Below are 15,388 nucleotides of genomic sequence, written 5' to 3' on the forward strand. Positions count from 1 at the left end.
AGAAGTTTGTGTTGAAGAGGCCTGCTTTTCAATGACCCGACGCTGCCGGCTCGTCAACCAATGGGCTGTTCTGCGCCAGTTGCGCAGCAATGCCTGCGACGAGTTCGATTGCGGCCGTGTCGGGTGACGCGAGCCAGCTTGCCGAAAATGTCAGCGGCTGGAGCTGCAGGTTGGTATTAAGCAATTGCAGCCGTCCGTCCGCGAGTTCGTTCTCGATGATGGCTGTCGGGATCAGTGCGATGCCTAAGCCTTCGATCGCCATGTGCATCACGGTAGATAGCGACGCGCTGGCGTGCAGCCGGATCGGTGGCAGGTCGGGCCGGTTGAACAGCGAGCGCGCGATCTCGTAGGGCCGGGTCTTGCGCGAGAAGGTGATGATGGGAAATTTCGCGAGGTCGTGGATCGAGAGTGGACCGTCGCCGAGCTTGAGCGAAGGGCTGGCGAGAAAGCCGACGGGGTAGTCGCACAGCACACGGTTGCGAATGTTGGATGTCGAAAGCGGCCCGAGCACGAAAGCCAGATCGATCTCCTGTGCCTGCAACCGCGCGTTCAGGTTCGGCGTGATATCAACCTCGATTTCGAGGGACAGGTTCGGATACGAGATGTTGACGTGCTTGATCAGCCGCGTCAGCAAAGTGTGGACGATGGTCTCGGCGACGCCGAGCCGCAGCACGCCGCGCATTGCCGAGCGATCGCCAACCGCCGCCATCATCTCGGAGCGCAGGCCGATCAGCTTTTCGGCATAGACCAGCATCTGCCGTCCGGCCGGCGTCGGCGAGGCCATACGGCGGTCACGCTGCAGAAGCCGCACGCCCATCTCGTGTTCCAGTTGCGCGATACGCTGGGAGATTGCCGGCTGGGTCGTGTTGAGCTTCTGGGCCGCGCCGCGGAAGCTGCCGAGATTGACCACCCAGAGAAAAGTCTCCAGCGCCTTGAAGTCCGCCATGGATGCGATCCGGCTATCGATAAGTAGGATTTATGAATGTCGATTAAAAACAACGATTAGACATTATACTAGCCCTGAGTTTCAGTGCGTGTCGAGGCAGAATTAGGCAGGACACTAAGATGGCTATTTCTTCGGCAGCGCAGCAAAGCGACGATCGATCCTCGGACTTGCCCAGCGCGGTTGCTCGCCGCGAATATCGCGCGGGCAAATATGGCAGCACCGCCGGAGTGGCCCCGGGTTATGTCCAGGGCAATCTCGTCATTCTGCCGGAAGCCCAGGCCGCGGCTTTCCATCGCTTCTGCCAGCTCAATCCGAAGCCGTGCCCGATCATCGGCATGTCCGATGTCGGCAATCCAAGCATTCCCGCCCTCGGTCTTGATCTCGATATCCGGACTGACATTCCGCAATATGTCGTCTGGAAGGATGGTGAGGCGATTGATCGCCCTTACGAGGTGACGAAGTACTGGCGCGACGATCTCGTGTCTTTCGTCATCGGATGTTCGTATTCTTTCGAAGAAGCCATGATGGCCGATGACCTGCCGATCCGTCACATCGAACAGGATGTGCTGGTGCCGATGTATCGCACAAACATCGCCTGCAAATCCGCTGGCCCGTTCGCCGGGCCGATGGTGGTGTCGATGCGACCGCTGAAGCCGGCTGATGCGATCCGTGCCGTCCAGATCACCTCGCGGTTTCCCGCAGTGCATGGTGCGCCGGTACATCTGGGTCTGCCGCAGTCGATCGGCATCAAGGATATCAACAAGCCTGATTACGGCGATGCGGTGCACATCAACGACGATGAAATCCCGGTGTTCTGGGCCTGTGGCGTCACGCCGCAAGCGGTCATTGCTGCAGCGCGCGTGCCGTTCGCGATTACGCATGCGCCGGGTGTCATGCTCGTCACGGACCTGAAGAATAAGCATTTGGCTGTTTTATAAGAAGCAGCTTGCCGATCTTTCGGGCTTTACCGTAACCTTGATTAGTTTCATCGATAGCCGCCGGTCACAAAGGACAAAGACATGACGATTTCTCGCCGAAACGTATTGCTTGGAGGCGCCGCTTCCGCCGCGCTGCTGCCTCTCGCCAAACCTGCGCGCGCGCAGGTCAAGGAAGTCGTGATCGGCGTGATTTATCCGCTGTCTGGCGCCAGCGCGCAAATCGGCGTCGACGCGCAGAAGGCTTTCGAAACTGCTGCCGATATCATCAACAAGGATTACGATTTCGCATTGCCGATGGCGAAGGGTGAAGGCTTCACCGGTCTCGGCGGCGCCAAGGTGCGTCTCGTATTTGCCGACCACCAGGCCGATCCGCAGAAGGGCCGCGCTGAAGCCGAACGCCTCATCACCCAGGAGAAGGTCTCGGCCATCGTCGGCACCTACCAGAGCGCCGTAGCCGTCACCGTCAGCCAGATCTGCGAGCGCTACCAGATCCCGTTCCTGTCGGCCGACAACTCGTCGCCAAGCTTGCATCGCCGCGGTTTGAAATATTACTTCCGCGCCGCTCCGCATGACGAAATGTTCTCGACGGCGATGTTCGATTTCTTCGATGCGCTGAAGAAAAAGGGGCAGAAGATCGAGACGCTGGCGCTGTTCCATGAAGACACGATTTTCGGTACGGACTCGGCGAATGCGCAGCTCAAGCTCGCTGCCGACCGCGGTTACAAGATCGTCGCGGACATCAAGTATCGCGCCAATTCGCCGTCGCTCACTGCCGAAGTGCAGCAGCTCAAAGCTGCCAATGCCGACGTGCTGATGCCGTCGAGCTACACCACCGATGGCATCCTGCTCATCAAGACCATGGGCGAACTCGGCTACAAGGCCAAGAACATCGTCGCACAGGACGCCGGCTTCTCCGAGAAGGCGCTGTATGACGCGGTCGGTGACAAGATTCCGGGCGTGATCTCGCGCGGTTCTTTCTCGCTCGATCTCGCCGCCAAGCGTCCGATGGTCGGCAAGATCAACGACATGTTCAAGGAGAAGTCCGGCAAGGACTTCAACGACTACTCCTCGCGCCAGTTCATGGGCCTGATCGTGATGGCCGACGCCATCAATCGTGCCAAGTCCACCGATGGTGAGAAAATCCGCGAAGCGCTGGTCGCCACCGACATGCCGGGCGAAAGCACGATCATGCCGTGGGCCAAGGTCAAGTTCGACGAGTTGGGCCAGAACAACAACGCCGATCCGGTACTGCTGCAGTATAATGGTGGCAAGTTCGTTACCATCTTCCCGCCGCAGGCCGCCGTGGCGGATGCGATCTGGCCGATGCCGTAAGGCGCGTTCTCTAAACGCATGTGGCGTCGTCGTCGGACTCGACGACGTCACCACACACTCCGGTGTCATCCCCGCCTAGCACGCCGAAGGCGTGCGGGGGGCGGGGATCCATATCCTCCGAAGGATTGGTTTGCACCTGGTCTGACCGGCATCGCCCAGTTGTGATGTCGGTGGTTATGGGTCCCCGCTTTCGCGGGGACGACAGACAGAGAGGATTACTTCGTGACCGCCGCGACCATCATCCAGAGCCTTGCCAGCGGATTGCTGATGGGGCTGCTCTACGGCCTGCTCGCGGTCGGCCTCGCGCTGATCTTCGGGTTGATGGACGTCACCAACTTCGCCCATGGCGAATTCCTGATGTTGGCGATGTATCTCACCTTCTTCCTGTTCATGTTCTGGGCGGTCGACCCACTGCTGTCGATCCCGCTGGTGGCGGCCGGCATGTTCGTGTTCGGCGCGGTGATCTATCTCGTGATCATACGCTTCGCGATGCGGGCCAAGGCCAATATCGGCATGGTGCAGATCTTCGCAACCTTCGGCCTCGCCATTCTGATGCGCGGCCTCGCGCAGTTCTTCTTCACCCCGGATTATCGCAGCATCCCGGCCTCGATGCTCGGCGGCAAGACGATCTCGATCTTCGGCGTATTTCTGCCGGTGCCACAGCTGGTCGGCGCGCTGATTTCCATTGCTGCCTTCGGCGCGCTCTACTTCTTCATGAAGAAGACCGACTTCGGTCGCGCGCTCGAAGCGACCCGTGAGGATGCCGGTGCCGTGGCGCTGGTCGGCATCGACAAGAACAAGGTGTTCGCCCTCGGCTGGGGCCTAGGCTCGGCGCTGATCGGTCTCGCCGGCGGCGTGATGGCGATCTTCTTCTACATCTATCCCGACGTTGGCGCGTCCTTTGCGCTGATCGCTTACGTCACCGTGGCGCTCGGCGGCTTTGGCAGCGTGTTCGGCGCGTTCGCGGGCGGCATCATCGTCGGTCTGGTCGAGGCGACCACGGCGATGATCCTGCCGCCGTCGCTCAAATCGGTCGGCATTTATGCCGTCTATCTTCTCGTTGTCTTTGTCCGGCCGCGCGGCCTGTTCGGATCGATCTGATGGACAGCTTCACACAGCGTCGCCGCCGCGACCTCATCCTCGCCGCCGCGCTTGCGGCCATCGCCGCCTGCGTGCCGTTCTTCGTCAAGGACGTCTATGTCCAGAACATCATGGTGCTGACCCTGATGTATGCGGCGCTGTCGCAGGCCTGGAACATCCTTGGCGGCTACTGCGGCCAGATCTCGCTCGGCCACGCGCTATATTTCGGCCTCGGCGCCTATACGACGGCGCTGCTGTTCACCAAATTCGGCGTGCTGCCGTGGTTCGGCATGCTCGGCGGTGGCATCATCTCCGCGCTGATCGCGCTCGCATTGGGCTATCCGACCTTCCGCCTGCGCGGCCACTATTTCGTCATCGCCACCATCGTCATCGCCGAAATTGGCTTCCTGCTGTTCCACAACTGGGACTATGCCGGTGCGGCGCTCGGCATCGACATTCCCGTGCGCGGCGATAGCTGGGCCAAGTTCCAGTTCACGCGCAGCAAGCTGCCGTTCTATTACTTCGCGCTGGTGTTCTGCTGCGTCGCCTGGTTCATCACCTGGTGGCTGGAAGACTCCAAATGGGGCTTCTGGTGGCGCGCGGTGAAGGATAATCCCGATGCGGCCGAAAGCCTCGGCGTCGTGGTGTTCAATTCCAAGATGGGCGCAGCGGCCGTCTCGGCCTTCCTCACCGCGATCGGCGGTGCGTTTTACGCGCAGTTCGTCTCCTATATCGATCCTGAAAGCGTCATGACCTTCCAGTTCTCGCTGCTGATGGCATTGCCTGCGGTGCTGGGTGGTATCGGCACGCTGTGGGGCCCGGTGCTCGGCGCGGTCATCCTGATCCCGATGACCGAACTGACGCGCTCCTTCATCGGCGGCTCCGGCCGCGGCGTCGATCTCATCCTCTATGGCGCAGTGATCGTCGTGATCTCGCTGGCGCGGCCCGATGGTTTGATCGGCCTATTCTCGCGACGTCCGGCTTCGAAAGGAGTGCCGCAATGACGACACCTCTTCTCGAAACCCGTGGCGTCTGGCAGCGCTTCGGCGGCCTGATCGCCAATAGCGACGTCTCGATCTCCGTCGGCGCTGGCGAAATCGTCGGCCTGATCGGGCCGAACGGCGCCGGCAAGTCGACGCTGTTCAACCTGATCGCCGGCGTGCTGCCGCCGACGCAGGGCACGATCTGGTTCAACGGCGAGAACGTCACGCAGATGCCGGCGGCGGAACGCTGCCAGCGCGGTATCGCGCGCACCTTCCAGGTGGTGAAGAGCTTCGAGACCATGACCGTGATCGACAACGTCATCGTCGGCGCGCTGATCCGCAACGAAAAGATGCGCGATGCGCGGCGCAAGGCACATGAGGTGCTTGAGTTCTGCGGTCTTGCCCCGCGCGCCGACAAGCTTGCTAGGGATCTCATTCCGTCGGAGAAGCGCCGCCTCGAAGTGGCGCGTGCGCTGGCCACCGAACCGAAGCTCCTGATGCTCGACGAATGTCTCACCGGCCTGACGCCGCTCGAGGCGCAGTCGGGCGTGGCCCTGGTCCGCAAGGTCCGCGAGACCGGCGTCACCGTGCTGATGGTTGAACACGTCATGGAAATCGTCATGCCGCTGGTCGACCGCGCCATCGTGCTCAATCTCGGCAAGAAGCTTGTCGAGGGCAAACCCGCGGATGTCGTGCGGCATCCTGAAGTCATCAGTGCATATCTCGGGGATCGCCATGCTGTCGGTGCGTGAGGCCACCACCGCCTATCAGGGGCTGGTCGCCATTTCGGACGTCACCATCGACGTCGCCAAGGGCGAGATCGTCGCCGTCTGCGGCTCCAATGGTGCCGGCAAGTCGACGCTGATCAAGACCATCGCCGGCGCCGAGCGTCCGCGTTCGGGCACCGTCACCTTCGATGGCGAGCAGATCAACGGCGTGCCGCAGCATCTCATCACCGCGCGCGGCATCGCCTATGTGCCGGAAAACCGCCGGCTGTTTCCGCGGTTGTCGGTGGAAGACAACCTCCGCCTCGGCAGCTACATGTATCGCGGCAAGCCCGATCGCGACGAGCCGTTGAAGCTGGTGTTCGACCTGTTCCCGCGCCTTTCCGAACGTCTCGAGCAGCGCGCCGAAACCCTGTCCGGCGGCGAGCAGCAGATGCTGGCCATCAGCCGCGCACTGATGACCCGTCCGCGCCTGTTGATGCTCGACGAGCCGTCGCAGGGCATCATGCCGAAGCTGGTGGACGAGATCTTTCAGGCGGTCATCAAGATCCGCGACGCGGGCATGACCGTGCTGATCGTCGAGCAGCGCATGGCCGAAGTACTGGAGATCGCCGACCGCGCCTATATCCTGCAGACCGGCCGCGTCCAGATGCAGGGCAAGGCCTCGGAGATTGCGACCAATCCGGATGTGCGCAAGGCGTATCTGGGGCTGTAAGTTGTCGAAGGACGTGGGCGACTAGTGCCCATGCGCGTCATGATCCGGCAGAACCAGCCCGAACGTCGCCACCAGGTCCTTCACTTGTGCCGGCGTCAGGTGCCGCGGGTTGAGCCCGCGCAGCAGCAGATAGAGTTTCGCGGTTTCTTCGAGTTCCTCGATGGCATAGACCGCTGCTTCCAGCGTGTCGCCGGACACCACCGGGCCGTGATTGGCCAGCAGCACGGATGAATATTTACCGGCGAGGCCCTTGATAGCATCGGCGACCGCCGGATCGCCCGGCCGATAATACGGCACCAGGGCCGTCGCGCCGCATTTCATCAGGTAATAGGGCGTCATCGGCGGCAGCACCGCGCGTGGGTCGATCTCCGGCAGCATCGACACCGCCACCGAATGGGTCGAATGCAGATGCACCACGGCGCGGGCGGCGCTGCGGGTCTCATACAGCGCCGTATGCAGCGGAACCTCTTTGGTCGGCGCATCGCCAGACATGAGGCGGCCGTTGCTGTCGAGGCGCGATAGCCGGGCCGGATCGAGTGAGCCCAGTGACGCATTGGTCGGGCTCACGAGCCAGCCGCCATCATCGCAGCGCACACTGATATTGCCTGATGAGCCCGGCGTCAGCCCGCGGTCGAACAGCGAGCGGCCGAGCCGGCAGATCTCTTCACGCAGCTTTGTGTCAGTCACCGGATGTCCTCGGTCTTTTCTTGGCATTTCCTCGTGATGCTTTTTCCCACGCTTTGGCATGATGGCCAAGCCGTGTTACCGAGAGGCAAGGCCGCCTCAAGCTGGCCATCGAGGACCCCTAGGGAATTGCCGCATGTCACCTGCATCTGAAAAACCACGCGTCGCCGTTATTGGTCTGGGATCGATGGGCTATGGCATGGCCTTGTCGCTCAAGAAGGCCGGCTTCATGGTGACCGGCTGTGACGTCTCGGCGGATGCGGTGAAGCGCTTCGTGGCCGACGGAGGGCAGGGCGCGGATACCCCGGCCGGCGCTGCGCAGGGCGCGGATATCGTCATCAGCGTCGTCGTCAATGCCGCGCAGACGGAGACCATCCTGTTCGGGACGGATGGCGTTGCCGAAACGCTGCCGAAAGGTGCGGTATTCGTATCGTCCGCGACGATGGATCCCGATGTCGCCCGCCGTCTCGCTGGGGATCTCGAAGCCACCGGCCGACATTACCTCGATGCCCCGATCTCCGGCGGTGCACAGCGCGCGGCGCAGGGCGAACTCACCATTCTTGCATCCGGCAGCGAGGCTGCCTTTGCCAAGGCGCGGCCGGCGCTCGATGCGATGGCCGCCAAGCTCTACGAACTCGGTGATGCCGCCGGGCAGGGCGCCGCTTTCAAGATGATCAACCAGCTCCTCGCAGGCGTACATATCGCCGCCGCCTCGGAAGCCATCGCGTTTGCCGCCAAGCAGGGTCTCGATATCCGCAAGGTCTACGAGGTGATCACCGCCTCCGCCGGCAACTCCTGGATGTTCGAGAATCGCATGCCGCATGTGCTCGATGGCGATTACACGCCGCGTAGCGCGGTCGACATCTTCGTCAAGGATCTTGGCATCATCCAGGACATGGCGCGTACAGCGAAATTCCCCGTGCCGGTCTCCGCTGCGGCACTGCAGATGTTTCTGATGACCTCGGCCTCCGGCATGGGCCGCGATGATGATGCGTCGGTGGCGCGGATGTATGCCAAGGTCACCGGCACCAAGCTGCCGGGCGAGCCGAACTAAGAACAAGAGGACGATCGATGCCCCGCTTCGCCGCCAATCTCAGCATGATGTTCAACGAACACGCGTTCCTCGATCGCTTCGATGCCGCGGCCAAGGCCGGCTTCACGGCGGTGGAATTCCTGTTTCCCTATGAGCATCCGCCGGAGGCGATTGCCGAGCGGCTGGAGCGCAATGGCCTGAAGCAGGTGCTGTTCAATCTGCCGCCGGGCGACTGGAATGCCGGTGAGAAGGGTTTTGCCGCACGCCCCGACAAGTTCGATGAGCTCCGGCAGAGCATTCACACGGCACTGCCTTATGCCCTGGCCACCAATGTCCGCCGCCTGCACATGATGGCAGGTCTCGCCGATCGCCGCGATCCGAAGGCCGTCGCGGCCTTCCGCAAATCTGTTGAATGGGCCGCGAATTTTCTCGGCGAACATGGCGTCGACGTGGTGATTGAGCCGATCAACCCGCGCGACGTGCCCGGCTACTTTCTCAACGACTTCATGTTCGCACGCGACATCATCGCCGACATGAAGATTCCGAATCTCGGGCTGCAGTTCGATATCTATCACTGCCAGATCATGCACGGTGACGTCACGATGCGGCTGCGCGAGATGCTGCCGTGGATTGGGCATATCCAGATCGCCAGCGTGCCGTCGCGCAACGAGCCGTCCGGCGAGGAACTGAACTATCCGTTCCTGTTCGATGAACTCGACCGGATCGGCTACGACAATTATGTCGGCTGCGAATATCGCCCGGCCGGCGACACGGTCGCAGGACTTGGCTGGTTCAAACCCTATGCCGGAGTGAAAGCATGACGCTGGCGCTGGGCTGCATCGCTGACGATTACACTGGTGCGTCCGACCTGGCCAACACACTGACCCGCTGCGGTCTGCGCACGGTGCAGACCATCGGCATTCCTGCTGATGATCTGCAGCTGCCGGACGTCGATGCCGTTGTAGTATCGCTGAAGAGTCGCTCGATCGCGGCCAGCAGGGCGGTCGAGAAATCGCGCGCCGCCGAAAAATGGATGCGCAGCCGCGGCGCGGATCATGTGCTGTTCAAGATCTGCTCGACATTCGATTCCACCGACGCCGGCAATATCGGCCCGGTGATGGACGCGTTGCGGCTCGATTCCGGTGACAATATCGTGCTGGTGACGCCGGCATTCCCCGAGACCGGCCGCACGGTCTATCAGGGCAATCTGTTCGTTGGCTCCGTGCCGCTGAACGAGAGTCCGCTGAAGGATCACCCGCTCAATCCGATGCACGACTCCAATCTCGTCCGTGTGCTGGCGCGGCAGAGCGCGACAAATATCGGGTTGGTCGATCTCGGAGTTGTCGCCTGCGGCGCCGACGTGGTGCGGACGCATCTCGATGGACTGTCGGAGAATGGCTTTGGCGCGGCGATCATCGACGCCGTATTTGCCAGCGATCTGGAAACCATCGGTGCGGTCGCCCTGGGTCATCGCGTCTCGGTCGGTGCATCCGGCATGGGGCTTGGCCTGGCGCGCGCACTGGTCGCGTCCGGCCGTGTGAAGGCGAATGCGGCGACCTCGATCAAGGATACGCCTGTGGGCGGCGCTGCAGCCTGTCTGGCTGGGAGTTGTTCGCAGGCGACGCTGCAGCAGATCGCGCGCGCCGAACAGGTGATGCCGGTGCTGCATCTCGATCCCGAACAGGTGATTGCCGGCGGCGCGGAAGTCCAGCGCGCGCTCGGCTGGGCGAAGGAGCGGTTGGGCAAGGGCCCGGTCTTGATCGCCAGCAGTTCGACGCCGGATCAGGTGACAGCCCTGCAAAAGCGCCATGGCCGCGATGCCGCCGGGCATGCCATCGAGCAGGCGATGGCCGATCTCGCTGAAGGTCTCGTCCGCGCCGGCGTACAACGGCTCGTCGTGGCTGGCGGCGAAACATCCGGTGCTGTCGTCGATCGGCTGGGCATTCCGGGTTTTCGGGTTGGTGCGGAAATCGCTCCCGGTGTGCCGGTATTGCGCGCGGTCGGTACGGCGGAGCGCGAGATGTTGCTGGCGCTCAAGTCCGGCAATTTCGGCGGACCGGCTTTTTTTGAAGATGCGCTTGGCCTGATGACCTGATGGATGTCGCCCAATCCCGGGGCGACAGGCTGCCCGAATAGGCAGGGCGCTGCTTGCGCCGCGCGCATTACAGATAGTTCATCTTGACCGGCCCATGACACCTTGGGTGTCGCGAGCCGCAGCCGCGTCTATTTAAGCCTAAAACTGTTGTGCGGACGCCACGGCGGCCCGGAAACAATTAACAATACCGCTGAAGTGAATTGCCGTGAGGCTTCGCGCGTTAGCTATTTTGTCGCAGGTCGGGTAAATCTGCTGGCGTGGACAGGCCGGGAAACCGCTCGTTCGCAGCCCTTCATGCAAAGAGGATTGCCCGTTCATTCATGAACCGAGCCGATAGGCTTATGCCGGCCCGGCTCACTAATCGGATGCGGACGATCTCTCTAAACAGGTGAATTCGATCGTGGGCAGGCGGGTTTCCGCAGTGCCCCTCTCGTCAATGTATCGAGGACTACCCGTTCATGATTTCGTTGGTGCGCATTGCTCTGACCCGGCCTTACACCTTTGTGGTGCTGGCCCTGCTGCTGCTGATTGTCGGGCCGCTGGCCGCGCTTCGCACACCTACCGATATTTTCCCTGACATCCGCATCCCGGTCATCGGCGTGGTCTGGCAATATACCGGCCTCCCGCCGGACCAGATGTCCGGCCGTATCACCACGCCGTTCCAGCGCGCACTGACCACCACGGTCAATGACATCGAGCATATCACTGCCAATTCCTATGCTGGTTTCGGCATCATCAAGATCTTCTTCCAGCCCAATGTCGACATCCGCACCGCCAATGCGCAGGTCACCGCGATCTCGCAGACGCTGATCAAGCAGTTGCCGCCCGGCGCCACGCCCCCGCTGATTCTGAATTACTCGGCCTCGACGGTGCCGATCATCAACGTCGCACTGTCGGGTGACGGTCTTACCGAACAGAACCTCGCCGATATCGGCATCAACCAGCTCCGCACGCCGTTGGTCACCGTGCCCGGTGCCGCGATTCCGTATCCGTTCGGCGGCAAGCAGCGCCAGATCCAGATCGACCTCAATCCCGGCGCGCTACAGGCGCGCGGTCTCTCCGGCCAGGACGTCGCCAATGCATTGGCGGCGCAGAACCTGATCACGCCAGTCGGCACGCAGAAGATCGGCGAGTTCGAATACACGATCAACCTCAACAACTCGCCGCTGAAGATCGAAGAACTCGGCCGGCTGCCAATCAAGAGCGTCAACGGCGCCATGGTCTATGTGGATGACGTCGCCACCGTGCGCGACGGCAATCCGCCGCAGACCAATATCGTGCATGTGGATGGCAATCGCTCGGTGCTGATGCAGGTGCTGAAGGCCGGTTCGGTTTCGACGCTCGATATCATATCCGGCATCAAGCAGAAGGTGATCGATTATCGCGCCGCGTTGCCGGACGCATTGAAGATCAGCTATATCGGCGACCAATCCGGCTTCGTGCGCGGCGCCATCGAGGGCGTGGCCGTGGAAGGCGTCATCGCGGCCTTGCTGACGTCGGTGATGATCCTGCTGTTCCTTGGCAGCTGGCGTTCCACCGTTATCATCGCGGTGTCGATCCCGCTGGCGGTGCTCGGTGCCATCATCATGCTGTCGATGATCGGCGAAACGCTGAACATCATGACGCTGGGCGGTCTGGCACTTGCGGTCGGTATTCTCGTCGACGACGCCACGGTGACCATCGAGAACATCAATTACCATCTGGAGCAGGGCAAGGACGTCGAGACCTCGATCATGGACGGTGCGGCGCAGATCGTGACGCCGGCTTTCGTGTCACTGCTGTGTATCTGTATCGTGTTCGTGCCGATGTTCTTCCTCAACGGCATTGCGCGCTTCCTGTTCGTGCCGATGGCCGAAGCGGTGATGTTCGCGATGGTCTGGTCGTTCCTGCTGTCGCGCACGCTGGTGCCGACCATGGCCAAGTATCTGCTGCAGCCGCACGTCCATCATGACGGCGAGAAGCCGCCGACCCGCAATCCACTGGTGCGCTTCCAGCGTGGCTTCGAAGCCGGCTTCGAGCGGATCCGCGGCGGCTATCACGGCCTGCTGGATATGGCGCTGGCGCGGCGCCCCGTTTTTGTGATCGGCTTCCTCGGCGTCGTCGGCGTGTCGTTTCTGCTGGTGCCGTTCCTTGGCCGCAACTTCTTCCCATCGGTCGATGGCGGCGCCATCCTGATGCATGTCCGCGCCCAGGTCGGCACCCGCATCGAGGAAACCGCGAACCAGTTCGCCGATATCACCAAGGCGGTGCGCAAGATCATCCCGCCGGATCAGATCGAGACCATGACCGACAATATCGGCATGCCCGTCTCCGGCATCAATCTCACCTATAACAACACCGGCGTGATCGGCCCGCAGGATGGTGACTTCCAGATCAAGCTGAAGGAAGGCCACAGGCCGACCGAGGAATATGTGCGGCAATTGCGCGAGCAACTGCCGCGGCAGTTCCCCGGCGTCAGCTTTGCCTTCCTGCCCGCCGACATCGTCAGCCAGATCCTGAACTTCGGCGCCCCGGCCCCGATCGACCTGCAGATCCGCGGTGCGAATCTCGCGGCGAACTTCGAATATGCCAACAAGCTGCTCGGCAAGATCCGTCGCATTCCCGGCATTGCCGATGCACGGCTCCAGCAGTCGCCGAACAATCCCGGCTTCAACATCGATGTGGATCGCACCCGTGCGCAATATGTCGGCCTGACCGAGCGCGACGTCACCAACAGCCTCGTGGTCAACCTCGCAGGTTCGTCGCAAGTCGCGCCGACCTATTATCTCAGTCCTGATAACGGCGTGTCTTATTCCATCGTGATGCAGACGCCGCAATACAAACTGGATTCGCTGGGTGCGCTGGAGACGCTGCCGATCACCGCCGTGAATGCCAGCAACAACTCCCCGATGCTCGGCGGCATTGCCAGCATCAATCGCTCGACCTCGAATGCCGTGGTGTCGCAATATGACATCCAGTCGATGGTGCAGATCTATGCCACCACGCAGGGCCGCGATCTCGGCTCCGTGTCCAACGATATCTACAAGGTGCTCGAAGAAACCAAGGCGGATGTGCCGAAGGGCAGCAATGTGGCGCTGCTCGGTCAGGTGCAGACCATGAACAGCGCCTTCGCCGGCCTTTTGTTCGGCCTGCTCGGCGCGATCGTGCTGATCTATCTCTTGATCGTCGTGAACTTCCAGTCCTGGTCCGATCCGTTCGTGATCATCACCGCGCTGCCGGCGGCATTGGCCGGTATCGTCTGGATGCTGTTCACGACGCAGACCACGCTGTCGGTTCCGGCATTGACCGGTGCCATCATGTGTATGGGTGTCGCGACGGCCAATTCGGTGCTGGTGATTTCCTTTGCCCGCGAGCGCTACGCGATCCTCGGCGACCCCATCAAGGCCGCCTCGGAAGCCGGTTTCGTCCGCTTCCGGCCTGTGCTCATGACCGCTTTGGCCATGATCATCGGCATGGCGCCGATGGCGCTCGGGCTGGGCGAAGGCGGCGAGCAGAATGCGCCACTTGGCCGCGCTGTCATCGGCGGCCTGATTTTTGCTACCATCGCCACGTTGATGTTCGTGCCGGTGGTGTTCAGCATGGTTCACAAGAAACAGCAGCCTGCGCCGGACGCGGCCACCTCGGAGACTTTGCATGCCCACTGAGCAGACCCCCCCGGTATCGCGCCGCAAGCTCGGCCTGGTCGGAGTGATTGGCCTGTGCGCCGCAGGCGCCATCGTCGTCACCGGCATCATGGCCCGCGCCAAGACCGAGAGCGATTTAAAGGCCTGGACGGACGATCAGGCGATCCCGACCGTCGCTGTGGCTCCCCCGGATGCCCGCGTCCTCAACGCGTCGCTCGATCTGCCCGGCCGGCTCGAAGCCTATTACCGCGCGCCGATTTTTGCCCGCGTCTCGGGCTATCTGAAGAGCTGGAGCGCCGATATCGGTGCACAGGTCAAATCCGGCCAGGTGATCGCCGAGATCGAAGCCCCGGACCTCGATCAGCAGTTGCTGCAGGCCCGTGCTGACCTTGTCAGCCAGCAGTCCAGCGCCAAACTGTCGGAAGCAACGCTGAACCGCCGCAAGACGCTGGTGGCGTCGAACTTCGTCTCGGCGCAGGAAATCGACGAACGCACCGCCGACCTCAACAACAAACGCGCCGCCGTGAATTCCGGCCAGGCCAATGTTGAGCGTCTGGAAGCGCTGGCCGGTTACAAGAAGATCACCGCGCCGTTCGATGGCGTTGTGACCCAGCGCAACACCGATGTCGGCGCGCTGATCTCGGGCGGCACCGGCACCGGTGCCGCGATGTTCGTGGTATCTGATATCAAGAAGCTGCGCGTTTATGTCGACGTGCCGCAGAGCTATGTGCCGGCGATCAGGTTAGGTGCCAAGGCGATCATCAGCGTGCCCGATCATCCGAACAAGACGTTCCCGGCCACGGTGGAAGCTTCGTCGCAGTCAGTCGATGTGGCTTCGGGCACCACGCGCATGCAGCTCGTGCTCGACAATCCGAGCGGCGAATTGCTGCCGGGTGGTTATGCCAATGTGAAGATGAGCCTCGCGCGCGATTCCGCGCCGCTGCATGTGCCGGCTTCGGCGCTGATCTTCAACAAGAGCGGTCTACGCGTCGCGACCGTTGGCCCGGACGACAAGATCCTGTTCAAGACCGTGACCATTGCCAGGGATCTCGGCCGCGACATTGAACTCGCCTCCGGCATCACCGCGGACGACCGCATCGTTATTGCCCCGCCGGACGGCCTCAACGATGGCGACAAGGTCCGCATTACCGGCGGCAGCGCGCCGAAGAGCGGTAAGCCGACGGCTGAGACAGACAAGAAGGAAGTGAAGGGGTAGGGCGTTGACGCCGCGCTA

At 62.0% G+C, this 15,388-nt stretch carries 13 protein-coding genes; 11 read left to right on the top strand and 2 right to left on the bottom strand.

All coding sequences use genetic code 11. From position 1 onward, the window contains the following. Positions 1 to 28: 28 nt before the first annotated feature. Positions 29 to 946, bottom strand: coding sequence for a LysR family transcriptional regulator (locus AB7828_RS25925; RefSeq protein WP_309947612.1), 918 nt, complete (start codon positions 944 to 946; stop codon positions 29 to 31). A 119-nt stretch (positions 947 to 1,065) separates the two neighbouring features. Here AB7828_RS25925 and AB7828_RS25930 point away from each other — a divergent pair, with 119 nt between their 5' ends. From AB7828_RS25930 to AB7828_RS25955, 6 genes are all read left to right on the top strand, one after another. After that, complete coding sequence (locus tag AB7828_RS25930) at positions 1,066 to 1,884, top strand: putative hydro-lyase (protein ID WP_175368759.1); 819 nt, start codon at positions 1,066 to 1,068, stop codon at positions 1,882 to 1,884. A gap of 81 nt (positions 1,885 to 1,965) precedes the next feature. Then, positions 1,966 to 3,216, top strand: a complete 1,251-nt coding sequence (locus AB7828_RS25935) for an ABC transporter substrate-binding protein (RefSeq protein ID WP_068733256.1) — start codon at positions 1,966 to 1,968, stop codon at positions 3,214 to 3,216. Positions 3,217 to 3,483: 267 nt separating this feature from the next. Continuing rightward, positions 3,484 to 4,317 carry a branched-chain amino acid ABC transporter permease gene (locus tag AB7828_RS25940; protein WP_210269314.1) on the top strand — a complete coding sequence of 278 codons (834 nt, stop codon included), beginning with the start codon at positions 3,484 to 3,486 and terminating at the stop codon, positions 4,315 to 4,317. Beyond that, the gene (locus AB7828_RS25945) at positions 4,317 to 5,300 is read left to right on the top strand and encodes a branched-chain amino acid ABC transporter permease (RefSeq protein ID WP_170849756.1); all 984 of its coding nucleotides are present in this window, start codon (positions 4,317 to 4,319) and stop codon (positions 5,298 to 5,300) included. Before AB7828_RS25940 ends, AB7828_RS25945 begins: the two co-directional genes overlap by 1 nt. Beyond that, complete coding sequence (locus AB7828_RS25950) at positions 5,297 to 6,031, top strand: ABC transporter ATP-binding protein (RefSeq protein ID WP_068733262.1); 735 nt, start codon at positions 5,297 to 5,299, stop codon at positions 6,029 to 6,031. The genes AB7828_RS25945 and AB7828_RS25950 overlap by 4 nt, the downstream gene beginning before the upstream one ends. After that, a complete protein-coding gene (locus AB7828_RS25955; RefSeq protein WP_068733264.1) occupies positions 6,015 to 6,719 on the top strand; it encodes an ABC transporter ATP-binding protein in 705 nt (234 codons plus the stop codon). Before AB7828_RS25950 ends, AB7828_RS25955 begins: the two co-directional genes overlap by 17 nt. 21 nt (positions 6,720 to 6,740) lie before the next feature. Here AB7828_RS25955 and otnC read toward each other — a convergent pair whose 3' ends face one another. Then, positions 6,741 to 7,406, bottom strand: a complete 666-nt coding sequence (gene otnC, locus AB7828_RS25960; protein WP_441228621.1) for a 3-oxo-tetronate 4-phosphate decarboxylase — start codon at positions 7,404 to 7,406, stop codon at positions 6,741 to 6,743. Positions 7,407 to 7,539: 133 nt separating this feature from the next. Here otnC and ltnD point away from each other — a divergent pair, with 133 nt between their 5' ends. The 5 genes from ltnD to AB7828_RS25985 all read left to right on the top strand — a co-directional run bounded on the left by ltnD (position 7,540) and on the right by AB7828_RS25985 (position 15,370). Continuing rightward, positions 7,540 to 8,457 carry an L-threonate dehydrogenase gene (gene ltnD, locus AB7828_RS25965; protein WP_441231549.1) on the top strand — a complete coding sequence of 306 codons (918 nt, stop codon included), beginning with the start codon at positions 7,540 to 7,542 and terminating at the stop codon, positions 8,455 to 8,457. 17 nt (positions 8,458 to 8,474) lie between these two features. Next, positions 8,475 to 9,257, top strand: coding sequence for a 2-oxo-tetronate isomerase (gene otnI / locus AB7828_RS25970; RefSeq protein ID WP_116661265.1), 783 nt, complete (start codon positions 8,475 to 8,477; stop codon positions 9,255 to 9,257). Beyond that, positions 9,254 to 10,531, top strand: coding sequence for a 3-oxo-tetronate kinase (gene otnK, locus AB7828_RS25975; RefSeq protein WP_441231550.1), 1,278 nt, complete (start codon positions 9,254 to 9,256; stop codon positions 10,529 to 10,531). Before otnI ends, otnK begins: the two co-directional genes overlap by 4 nt. 458 nt (positions 10,532 to 10,989) lie before the next feature. Continuing rightward, on the top strand, positions 10,990 to 14,175 hold the full coding sequence (locus AB7828_RS25980; protein ID WP_120288434.1) for an efflux RND transporter permease subunit: 3,186 nt from the start codon (positions 10,990 to 10,992) through the stop codon (positions 14,173 to 14,175). Continuing rightward, positions 14,165 to 15,370 (top strand): efflux RND transporter periplasmic adaptor subunit, encoded by a 1,206-nt coding sequence (locus AB7828_RS25985; protein ID WP_441231551.1) that lies wholly within the window; start codon positions 14,165 to 14,167, stop codon positions 15,368 to 15,370. The genes AB7828_RS25980 and AB7828_RS25985 overlap by 11 nt, the downstream gene beginning before the upstream one ends. Positions 15,371 to 15,388 lie beyond the last annotated feature (18 nt).

This window comes from Tardiphaga sp. 215_C5_N2_1, assembly GCF_052076055.1.
GTDB classification, from domain to species: Bacteria; Pseudomonadota; Alphaproteobacteria; order Rhizobiales; family Xanthobacteraceae; genus Tardiphaga; species Tardiphaga robiniae.